The sequence below is a fragment of the Acidovorax delafieldii 2AN genome (assembly GCF_000175235.1).
In the GTDB taxonomy this organism is placed as follows: domain Bacteria; phylum Pseudomonadota; class Gammaproteobacteria; order Burkholderiales; family Burkholderiaceae_C; genus Acidovorax; species Acidovorax delafieldii_B.
The window spans coordinates 1-10672 of the sequence record NZ_ACQT01000129.1 but is presented as its reverse complement, the minus strand read 5'-3'; the positions used below and the strand labels follow the sequence as shown (position 1 = coordinate 10672).

At 65.3% G+C, this 10672-nt stretch carries 8 protein-coding genes; 5 read left to right on the top strand and 3 right to left on the bottom strand.

The features are described 5' to 3' along the window. The 5 genes from traN to ACDELDRAFT_RS14680 form a co-directional block, all read left to right on the top strand. The coding region (gene traN, locus ACDELDRAFT_RS14700; RefSeq protein WP_005798187.1) for a type-F conjugative transfer system mating-pair stabilization protein TraN at positions 1-1059 on the top strand (1059 nt) is incomplete at its 5' end. Next, positions 1056-1445 carry a hypothetical protein gene (locus tag ACDELDRAFT_RS14695; protein ID WP_005798186.1) on the top strand — a complete coding sequence of 130 codons (390 nt, stop codon included), beginning with the start codon at positions 1056-1058 and terminating at the stop codon, positions 1443-1445. The genes traN and ACDELDRAFT_RS14695, both read left to right, overlap by 4 nt. 10 nt (positions 1446-1455) lie before the next feature. Next, entirely contained in the window at positions 1456-2328 is an 873-nt protein-coding gene (traF, locus tag ACDELDRAFT_RS14690; protein WP_005798184.1) for a conjugal transfer protein TraF, read from the top strand. 9 nt (positions 2329-2337) lie between these two features. Next, positions 2338-3786 carry a conjugal transfer protein TraH gene (locus ACDELDRAFT_RS14685; RefSeq protein WP_005798183.1) on the top strand — a complete coding sequence of 483 codons (1449 nt, stop codon included), beginning with the start codon at positions 2338-2340 and terminating at the stop codon, positions 3784-3786. Between the two features lie 21 nt (positions 3787-3807). Further along, positions 3808-6579, top strand: a complete 2772-nt coding sequence (locus ACDELDRAFT_RS14680; protein WP_005798181.1) for a conjugal transfer protein TraG N-terminal domain-containing protein — start codon at positions 3808-3810, stop codon at positions 6577-6579. A 5-nt stretch (positions 6580-6584) separates the two neighbouring features. Here the strand turns inward: ACDELDRAFT_RS14680 and ACDELDRAFT_RS14675 are convergent, their stop codons facing one another. The 3 genes from ACDELDRAFT_RS14675 to ACDELDRAFT_RS14665 form a co-directional block, all read right to left on the bottom strand. Then, positions 6585-6923, bottom strand: a complete 339-nt coding sequence (locus tag ACDELDRAFT_RS14675) for a hypothetical protein (RefSeq protein WP_005798180.1) — start codon at positions 6921-6923, stop codon at positions 6585-6587. Positions 6924-7024: 101 nt separating this feature from the next. Next, on the bottom strand, positions 7025-7681 hold the full coding sequence (locus tag ACDELDRAFT_RS14670) for a site-specific integrase (RefSeq protein WP_005798178.1): 657 nt from the start codon (positions 7679-7681) through the stop codon (positions 7025-7027). Between the two features lie 56 nt (positions 7682-7737). Beyond that, positions 7738-10672: pyruvate carboxylase (locus ACDELDRAFT_RS14665; protein WP_005798176.1), on the bottom strand; the 2935-nt coding region annotated here is incomplete at its 5' end.

The following is a 10672-nucleotide window of genomic DNA, read 5'->3' as shown; positions in this document are numbered from 1 at the left end:
TCGTGCCAGTACGGCGCGCCCACCGACGAATGCGCGCCGCTGGCCGCGGCCGGCTGCACGCCGGCGGGCACAAGCTGCCGGCAAGCCAACTCTGCCACCGGTGCCTGCGAGATCACCGAGAACCGCTACACCTGCCCGGTGGCGCCGGGCTCCACGGTGACAGCGAGCAACTGCCCGGCCAACGTCTTCTGCATCGCGGGCAACTGCTTCAACACGGCGTACACCAACGATGCCGACTTCGCCCGGTCCATGTCGTTCCTCGAAGCCGGGCGCCAGGCCGGTGTCTATCTCGACACCGACAACCTGCAGGTTTTCAAGGGCGAGGCCAACGCCTGCCGCGACCGCTTGCTGAAGAACTGCTGCTACGTCGACTCGGCCGGCTCGGGCATGAGTAACCAGAGCGTCTACGGCGTCGGCTCGCGACTGGTCTACGACACGCTCATGAACGCCGGCAACCGCGAGTTCGTCTACCAGGGACTGTCGGCGCTGCTGACAGGCGGGGGATTCTCCGGCAGCTTCACCAGCTATGGCGTCACCGTGGCCGTCAACGGCACGGCCCTGCCGGCGGGATCCGCCGTCCTCTACTCCGGCGAGAGCGTGGTGATTGCCTTCGATCCGTGGAGCCTGGTGATCGCGGTCGTCATCTACATCGTGATGTCGATGATGTCCTGCAACGAGGATGAGGGAAAGCTCGCCATGAAGGAAGGCGCGAAGCTGTGCCACACGGTCGGCACCTACTGCTCGTCCTGCCTGCGGATCCTGGGCAAGTGCGTGTCCTGCATCGAGCACACGACCACGAAGTGCTGCTTCAACTCGGTGCTGGCCCGGATCATCAACGAGCAGGGCCGACTGCAGGTCATGAAGTGGTGGGGTACGGCGGAGATGCCGGACTGCTCGGGCTTCACGATCGCCCAGTTGCAGTCGCTGGACTTCTCGCGCATGGATCTGACCGAGTTCTATGCCTCCATCGTGCCCAGGCTGCCCAACGTCGGCGCGATCCAGGGCGGCAACGCGGGCCGTGCGAGCAACTGCTACTACGGGGAAGGGAGATGCCAATGAACACCCGTATACGCATCGTTTGCGCCGCTGCGTCGGCATCCATGTGCCTCCTGGGCATGCCCGCACACGCCGAGCCGGTGCGCACGCCAGTCCCGGACGCGCGCCCCGTCCTGCTGGCCGCCCTGCAGTCCACCGACGGCACGGCCCACGGCGTCCTTGCCGGGGACATTGCGGACGCCATCACGAAGCGCTTCGAGGCCACGTCGCCGATCTACATCGACGTCTCCACCGAACGGCGCTACCGGGAGCCGGGCTGCGGCCGGCTGAAGGTGCTCTTCTGGCAGGAAGGAGTGCGCCTCCCGGGCGCCAAGGCGCCGCGGAAGCAGACGATCGAGTTCGGCATCAACTACTGCGCCACGGGCCTGCCGCCCAAGTCGCTGCTCTGAGGGAATGGCCATGCGCGTGCGTCTCCCTTCGATCCTGGCCGCTGCGGTGGTCTTCATCGCCGCCCTGGTGGTGGGCATGGCCTCCGCGCAGGTCGTTGCGCCAGCCCCCCCGGGTGACTCCTTGCGCCCCTACTGGTCCGACGGCTGGCGCGGCTGGCACTTCTACGAGGATCCACCTTCGGAAGAGCCCGCGCCCACCGCCCGGCCCGCGCCCGCCATCCCTGCCCGGCCGTCCACGCCGCCGATCCCGCCCGAGCTGGTCGAGTTCGAGCGCCTGCAGAAGACCCTCGAGGAGCTGCGCAACATCGCGATCATGCGGCCGACCGAGGCCAACGTGCGGCGCTACATGGAGCTGGAGATGCAGGTGGTGAACCGGGCCTCCTACTTCGCCGACGTGGCGCAGCGCGTGGCCTGGGCCACACCGGAGCTCGATCCGACGCTGCAGGGCCGTCCGGTCAACGCCCAGGCGCTGGAGGTCTTCGATCAGCAGCAGCGTTCGGACCGCTCCACCTCCGTCGAATCGCTGGGACGCGACCACGTGCTGTTCTTCTTCTACCGCAGCGACTGCCCCTACTGCCACGCCTTCGCGCCGACCCTGCAGGCCTTCGAGGCGCGCCACGGCATCCAAGTGGTGGCCGTGAGCGTGGACGGCGGCCCAATGCCGGGCTTCCCCAAGGCGCGACCCGACAACGGCATCGCCACCGCGCTGAAGGTGACCCAGGTACCGGCAGTGTTCCTGGCCCAGCCCTTCACCGGAAAGATCAGCCCGATCGGGTTCGGTGTGCTGTCCGAGTCGCAACTGCTGGAACGGATTGCCACGGTCGCGTCGCCGGCTGGTGAAGCCATGCTGCCCGGCGCCACCCAGCGCCTGGCGCTTCCCTAGGAGGTCTCCATGCCCATCCGCTCCCACACTCTTCCTGCGCGCAAGGTGGCCGTCACGGCAGCCGCACTGTCGCTGCTGTGCACCGCAATGCCCAGCCGCGCCGATCTCAACAGCGAAGTCAACGACATGTTCAACAACCTCGGGGCCATCGGCAACTACACGGCGCCGGGCGCATTCCGCGGTCAGACCTACAACACATACACCGGCGGCAATCTGATGATGCGTTCGCCGAACAAGGTGTACCAGCTCGCGGCCATCCAGTTCCCCAGCGCCAAAGCAGGCTGCGGCGGGATCGACGTGTTCGGCGGCAGCTTCAGCCACATCTCCGCGCAGGAGTTCAAGAACATGCTGCGCAACATCACGGCGGCCCTGCCCGGCATCGCGTTCCAGCTCGCGCTGGAAGCGGTCTCACCCCTGCTCGGTGGACTGACCAAATGGGCCAAGGGCCTGGAGACCTGGATCAACAACGCCCGCATCAACTCCTGCGAAACCGCGAAAGCCATCGTCAGTACAGCGGCCGAGGCCGTCGGCTACAGCTCGCAGGAGACCTGCGCCGATCTCGCGATCGACATGGGGCTGGAGAGCGACCGGGATGCGGCACGCAAGCGCTGCGGCACCGACCGGCCCAGCATCCTCTCGTCGGCGAGATCGTCGGGAAATGCCGAGGTGCGCAACAAGGCGCCCTTCGTCGGCAACCTGACCTGGAAGGCGCTGCAGTACACCGGCGCCTACCTGGACGACACCGAACGCGAGCTGATCATGAGCATGGTCGGCACCATCATCTACTACCCGGAGGAATCTAGGCGCGATCCCGAACCGATCGCTCCGACGCTCACCTCCATCAGCCAGCTGCTCTATGGCCAGGCCGCCGGTTCGGGCACCAATGTCGTCCAGCATCTGCTGCGCTGCAACGACTACACGCGCTGCGACGTGGTGTCGCTCAACACGAACTACAGCCATATCCCCTTCACGGCGAAGGTCGAGACCATGATGCGTTCGATCGCGAACAAGATCGCCACGCGCACGCCGATTCCGAACAATTCGGCGGAGGTCGGCTTTGTGAACCAGACCACCGAGCCGGTCTACAAGATGCTCTCGGTGGGCTCCAGCATCCCGGGATCGGGCCTGGCCGACAGCCTGATCGGCCAGTACCGCGACGTAATCGCGGCGGACTATGCCTATGTGTTCCTCGAACGCAATCTGCGCCTGGGCATAGCGGCGCTGGCCAAGGACTACACGCTGCAGCAGACCCAGCGCGACCAGGCCAACCAGGTGCGCCAGCGCGCGCAGGCCATGCTGCTGCAGATCTCGCAGGAGAAGAACCTGCTGTACCAGAAGGTTGGCTCCTACCGCGCTGTCGCCAGCCACCTGGAGCAGTTGGAACGGCAGTTGCGCTCCAGCATGCCCCAGCACGTCATGGACATGCTGGGCCAGCAGGCGGCGTACCTGTCGCGCTGACCCCGATGGAGCGGCACAGTCATGTGGGAGATCTATGCCTACCAGAACGCCGACAGCCTGTTCGGTGTGTTCAACGCGGCCGCGGCCATCCATGCCTCCAACGACTATGCCTCGGCCGTCGCGGCGGTGGCCTTCTGCGGCTTCGTCGCGGCGCTGATCGCCTATGCCTTCGCCCCGGAGAAGCTCCAGGGCTGGAAGTGGCTGGGCTCGGTGGTGCTGGTCTTCGGCATCCTGATCGTGCCCAAGGTGACCGTGGGCGTCGTGGACAAGACCGGCGGCTCCGCGGTCAAGGTGGTCGACAACGTGCCCTTCGGCGTGGCGCTGCTGGGCAGCCTGACCAGCACCATCGGGCACACGCTCACGGGCCTGTTCGAGACCGCCTTCCAGGTGATCCCCGGTGCCGGCGCCTTACCTGCGGAGCTGTCCTACCAGCAGAACGGGCTGATGTTCGGCAACCGGCTGGTACGGGAGACTGGCAACGTGGTGTTCCAGGATCCGGCCTTCCGCACCGACCTGGTCAATTTCATCCACAACTGCACGACCTACGACCTGATCGACGGCACGCTCGATCCGGCGACCTTTTCCGCCTCGGATGACGTCTGGCCGTTGATGGCCTCGCCCAATCCGGCCCGCTTCAGCACGCTCACGGGCTCGGGCGGCGCCGTGGGCGTGGACACCTGCCCGAACGTCTACCTGAGCCTGAATGGCCGGCTGCCGGCGCAGCTCCAGCGCATCCAGGGGCGGCTTGCCTTCCAGCTCAACCCCACGCTCCCCGGCGCAGCAGCAGCGGCGGCGATCGCCGGCCAGATCCAGCAGGCCTACCTGAAGAACAGCATCACCAACGCCTCGGCCACCGCAGCCGACATCATCCGCCAGAACGCCATGCTCAACGCCCTGGAAGACACGGGCAAGATCGTGGGCCAGAAGGTCAACGATCCGGCCGCGATGGTGCTGACCGTGGGACGGGCCCAGGCCGTGGCGCAGATGAACGCCTCGTGGCTCAACTACGGTAAGGTGGCCGAGCAGGCGCTGCCGGTGTTCCGCAATGTGATCGAGGCGGTGACCTATGCCCTCTTCCCGCTGTTCGTGCTGCTGCTGTTGCTAACCAGCGGGCGCGAGACCATGCTGGCCTTCAAGGGCTATGCGGCCATCCTGATCTGGATCCAGCTTTGGCCGCCGCTCTATGCCATCCTGAACTACATGGCTTCGATCTACGCGGCCTACGATCTGGCGGCCGCCGCCGATCTCGGCACCGGCGCGAAGGCCCTGGCCCTGCAGACCGCATCCGTCGTCTACTCGCGGGCGCTGTCGGGCGAGGCCATCGTGGGGTACTTGGCCATCAGCATCCCGTTCATTGCCTGGGCCGCGCTCAAGCGCATGGAGAACTTCGGGACGGCGCTGGTGGGCGGGCTGTCGGGGCTGCAGGCCATCCTGTCGGGCACGACCTCCACATCGACCGTCGGGAACACATCGTTGGGTAACGTGTCGATGGACCAGATGCAGCTCGCGCCGAACCGCACCTCGGCGTTCATGGGCAGTTGGCAGCATGACATGAGCGGCAATACCTTCACGGGCAACGCGCTGACTGGCAGAACTGCGGTCAGCCTGCTGCGCAACCAAGGCTACGCCTCGCGCGTCGTGTCGATGCGGGTGTCCGAGCAGGATGTGCAGGATGCGAGCCGGCAGGTGGACGCGGCGCACAGCGAGGCGGTCGCGGCCAGCAGCGAGCGGTCATCCGTGCTGGCGGAGGCCTTCACCAAGGGCACCGCCAAGCTGCGCTCGTCGCGCAGCAGCACCGGCTCCACGTCGAGCAGCTTCGAGCAGTTCGGCGAAACGCTCAATCGGCTGGACCAGATCAGCAAGAGCGTTGCTGACTCGACGGGTCTATCACAGTCGCAGGTGGCTCGCATTGCACTTGGAGCCTCCGGACGCCTTGGCGTCAACACCCCCCTCTTCGGCCTTCAAGGAAATGCGATAGCTGAGAAGGCCTACTCATCAGGCCTTTCCAAGACAGAACAGCAGGCCCTCGCATCCATGACGAGTGAGCAATTGGCCGAGTTCAAGCAGTTTGGCGATCGAGCATCCAGAGACAAGAGCTTCATGAGCGTGATCGCCAGCGACGCCCGCGAAGCACAGGATCTCTCGGCGCGGCTGGCATCAACGACTGCCCGCACCGAACGCGCCGACGCCAGCCTGTCGGAGCGAAGCGCCTTTGCGGAGCGTGTCTCAACGGCCTATGAGCGAGGCGAGACCATCTCGATCGACATCGCCCAGGATCCGCACAACCTCGCCATGTTCACCCGGTACGCGGAGCAGTATGGCGGGACCAGCGCTTCCGCTCGCGTATTGATGGAAGCGGAGTTGGCGCGGCAATCCCTGCGGCCGCAACAGGTGTTCTCGGATGGAACCGCCGTGCCTACGGCGTTCGGCGATCTCCAAACCCAGCATCTGCGGAACTCCGGTGATCCCGCGCTCGCACCCGACCTAACAAGGCGCCACCACACCAACCAGGCTGAGGCGCGTCGCTTCGGTGCCCCCCCGACGTCCGCTCCATCGGTGGAAGCACCGTCGCCCGTGCGAAGTGCGATCCGCGAGGAAGGCGAGCGCATCCGCGCGACCACGTCCGCCGATCAGGGGGCATTCGACCGCAAGGCACAGATCACGAAGACACCTGATGGCACGTTGGCTTCCGAGCGCTCCCTGATGCTGCAGACGGGCAAGCAGGTCAAGGAAGATGCGGCGCCCATCGTGGAGAGCGCAAAGCAAGTCGTCAAAGACGCCTTGAAGAAGTAGTCCCGTCAGAGGTTCTTGTCAGCATCGAACATGTGGTTTCCGAGTTCCGGCCGCGGAGGCTTCATGAAAGGTGCATGTCCTTCGTCTCGCCAGTAGTTTGCAGCTAGGTCACGGCCTGACGTTCCAAGCCCACCAGGGATTGGCTCGATTTCCTCTTCTGTGAGAAGACGACGGCGATTGGAGGCTTGCTTTCCAATCTGCGACAGGCCACCTCCGATCGCACCGCCGAACAGCGCACCTACGGCCATCATGACGATCCGCATGCCCCAGTCGTCATTGCGCGCGGGCAGGTAGCCGATACCGATGCCCAGCAGCAGAAAGAAGAGGAAGATGGCTTTTCGCATAGAACTCCTGGCGATGCAAGACGCCTTACCAACTGATCGCAAGAAATCAAGGAGGTCAGCGTATCCGCCACCGAGCTTGAAGCGAGTCCGACGCGATCAACCTAGATCAGATTGACTACCAACGCCTCCAATGTGGGATTGTCTCGCGGAAACTGCGCACGCACTGCGCTGGGTTCAGCGATACCCAACAACAACCCGACTTGCGCTTCGTCCGCCCCTCTCGCATAGAGTTTGGCCACAACAGTGCGGCGCGCACGAAGCGCCGTCATGTTCTCGAACCCAGCATATCGGAAAATCTTGCGATAGGTTTCTAGGATGCCACGGCATTGGAACTGCTTCTGACCGTTCGCTTCATGCCGGGTGATTTCGAAGCCTTGGCCGCTGGATGACAGGAAGAGCCGACTAGTTGGATGAAGCCCTCTATAGTTATCGTCGGCACCAAGGGTGAACCTATCAGCGACACGCTCTGAAAGGTATGCGTAAAGCGCATCGTCCAGCCTCCTACTGCGAAAGAACAAGGGCCGCGGCCGACCATTGATTGCGATCTCTGATCGGAACTCGGAAGCTACGCGCACGCATCCATTGGCGTCAAGATAGTCTCGAACCTCCAGGCGTGCAATCTCCAGCGGTCGTGCCCCGGTTGCAAAGAGTATGTAGTACAGCGCCAAATCCTCAAGTAGCTGGCTACTTCTGCCTCGAATTCGCAGAGCGCCCGCAGCAAGTTGATCCTCGCTAAGAATGTGGCCGCTTCGTTCCATGTTTGGATCAGGTAGTACCAGACCTCATCACCCAACACGCGATAGCGCCGTGGCGGCTATGCATGCCACACCACCAGCAAATCCTTCGCCTGCACCCGGTCGCCCGGCTTGACCAGCACCCGCTCGATCACGCCGTCGCACTCGGCCGTCATATGGGTCTCCATCTTCATGGCCTCCAGCGACAGCAGCGTGGCCCCCGCCTGCACCTGCTGACCCGCAGTCACTGCCACGGTCACGATGGCCCCGGGCATGGGTGCGCCCACGTGCAGCGGATTGCCAGTTTCCGCGGTTTCGCGCTGTGCCGCCGTGGCCGCGCCGGCCCTCGCCACGCTGGTCATGCGCGACTGGCCGTTCATCTCGAACTGCACCTTGGCTAAGCCCTCTTCCTCATGGATGGTCTGCAGGCTCACCAGCAAGGTCTTGCCCGCCTCGATCTCCAGCGCCACCTCATCGCCGGGCTTCATGCCGTAGAAGAAGGTGGGCGTGGGCAGCACCGACACGTCGCCGTGCTTGAGCTGGTGCTGGTGGAAGTCGGCCGCCACCTTGGGGTACATCAGCGCGCTGGCCAGTTGCCGGTCGTCCATTTCTTCGATGGGTAGTCCACCGGCCTGCGCGGCCTTGTCGCGGGCGGCCTCCAGGTCCACCGGCGCCAGGTGGTCGCCGGGGCGGTAGGCCGCTGGTGGGCCTGTTTTGAGCACCTTGCGCGACAGTTCCTGCGGGAAGCCGTCGGGCGGGAAGCCCAGCTCACCCTTGAACAGCGAGACCACCGATTCGGGGAAGGCCACCTCGTGCGCCTGGTCGGTCACCTGGGCGGGCGTGAGGTCGTTGGCCACAATCATCAGGGCCATGTCCCCCACCACCTTGGAGGTCGGCGTGACCTTGACGATGTCGCCGAACAGCCGGTTGACGTCGGCATAGGCCTGCGACACCTCGGTCCAGCGGTGCTCCAGCCCCATGGCGCGGGCCTGCTCGCGCAGGTTGGTGTACTGACCACCCGGCATCTCGTGGCGGTAGACGTCGGCCGTGCCGGAGCGGATATCGCTCTCGAACGGGGCGTAGAAGCGGCGCACGCCCTCGAAGTAGGTCGATGCCTGGTGCAGCGCGTGCTGCGACAGGCCGGGGTCCCGCTCGGTGCCCGCCAGCGCCGCTGCCATGGCCGAGAGGTTAGGCTGGGCCGTGAGGCCGCTCATGGCGTCCAGCGCACCGTCCACGGCGTCGCAGCCAGCCTCCACGGCCGCCAGCACCGAGGCAGCAGCGATGCCGCTGGTGTCGTGGGTGTGGAAGTGCACCGGCAGGCCGGTTTCTTCCTTCAGCGCCTTGACCAGCGCAGCCACGGCACGCGGTCGGCAGATGCCCGCCATGTCCTTGATAGCGAGGATGTGCACGCCGGCCTGCTGCAGTTCTTTGGCGATACCGACGTAGTACTTCAGGTCGTATTTGCTGCGTGCGGGATCGAACAGGTCGCCGGTGTAGCAGATGGCGCCTTCGCACAGCGCGCCAGCCTCCAGAACGGCGTCGATGGACACGCGCATGTTGCGCACCCAGTTCAGGGCGTCGAAGACCCGGAACAGGTCCACGCCCGCTTCGGCCGCCTGTTGGACGAAGAACTGCACCACGTTGTCGGCGTAGCTGGTGTAGCCCACGCCATTGGCGCCGCGCAGCAGCATCTGGAACAGGATGTTGGGCACGCGTTCACGCAGCTGCGCCAGACGCTGCCAGGGGTCTTCCTTGAGGAAGCGCATAGCCACGTCGAAGGTGGCGCCGCCCCAGCATTCCAGCGAGAACAGCTGCGGCAGCTCGCGCGCATAGAACGGAGCGATAGGCAGCATGTCGGCCGTGCGCATGCGCGTGGCGAACAGCGACTGGTGCGCGTCGCGCAGCGTAGTGTCGGTCATCAGGACCGGTTTGCTGTCCAGCATCCACTGCGCGAATCGCTGGGGTCCCAGTTCCTTGAGACGGTCGCGGCTGCCCAAAGGGACAGGACGACTCAGATCCACGCGGGGCAGCACGGGCTTGGGGAACGGCAGCTCCGGCATCTTTCGGCCGGCCATCTCGGGATTGCCGTTGACGGTGACGCCGGCCATGAAGCCCAGCAGCTTGCTGCCGCGGTCGCGCCGCTTGGCGAACTCCAGCAATTCGGGCGTGGTGTCGATGAAGCGCGTAGTCACGGTGCCGGCAGCGAATTCCGGGTGGTTGATCACGTTCTCGAGAAACTGCAGGTTCGAGGCCACGCCGCGGATGCGGAATTCGCGCAGCGCACGGTCCATGCGCTGCACCGATTCCCTGGCCGTGGGCGCCCAGGCCGTGACCTTGACCAGCAGCGAGTCGTAGTACGGCGTGATAACGGCGCCGCTGTAGGCCGTGCCCGCATCAAGCCGGATGCCAAACCCCGAGGCACTTCGGTACACGGACAAACGGCCGTAGTCGGGCAGAAAGCCGTTCTCCGGGTCTTCGGTGGTGATGCGGCATTGCACCGCCGTGCCGTTGAAGCGGATATTGTTCTGGGCGGGCACGCCGCTGGCATGGGTGCCTGATTCGCCTGCGCCGCTATCGTCCTCGGTGATGCCGATCCGGCCGCCCTCGCTGATGCGCAGCTGGGCCTTGACGATGTCCACGCCGGTGATCAGCTCGGTCACGGTGTGCTCGACCTGGATGCGCGGGTTGACCTCGATGAAGTAGAACTGGCCGCTGTCGGCGTCCATCAGGAACTCGACCGTGCCCGCGTGGGTGTAGTTCACGGCCTGCATCAGGCGGATGGCGCTGTCGCACAGGGCCTGGCGCTGGGCGTCGTCGAGGTAGGGCGCGGGGGCGCGCTCGACTACCTTCTGGTTGCGGCGCTGCACGGTGCAGTCGCGCTCGAACAGGTGCACCACGTTGCCGTGGCGATCGCCGAGGATCTGCACCTCGACGTGGCGGGCGCGCTGCACCAGCTTCTCGAAGTAGACCTCGTCGTTGCCGAAGGCGGCCAGGGCCTCGCGCCGGGCCGCGGCC

What these genes read in the sequence shown, in the direction of transcription:
- ACDELDRAFT_RS14670 (WP_005798178.1), bottom strand. Translation starts at nt 7,681, where the DNA reads ATGGAACGAAGCGGCCACATTCTTAGCGAGGATCAACTTGCTGCGGGC.
- traF (WP_005798184.1), top strand. Translation starts at nt 1,456, where the DNA reads ATGCGCGTGCGTCTCCCTTCGATCCTGGCCGCTGCGGTGGTCTTCATC.
- ACDELDRAFT_RS14685 (WP_005798183.1), top strand. Translation starts at nt 2,338, where the DNA reads ATGCCCATCCGCTCCCACACTCTTCCTGCGCGCAAGGTGGCCGTCACG.
- ACDELDRAFT_RS14675 (WP_005798180.1), bottom strand. Translation starts at nt 6,923, where the DNA reads ATGCGAAAAGCCATCTTCCTCTTCTTTCTGCTGCTGGGCATCGGTATC.
- ACDELDRAFT_RS14680 (WP_005798181.1), top strand. Translation starts at nt 3,808, where the DNA reads ATGTGGGAGATCTATGCCTACCAGAACGCCGACAGCCTGTTCGGTGTG.
- ACDELDRAFT_RS14695 (WP_005798186.1), top strand. Translation starts at nt 1,056, where the DNA reads ATGAACACCCGTATACGCATCGTTTGCGCCGCTGCGTCGGCATCCATG.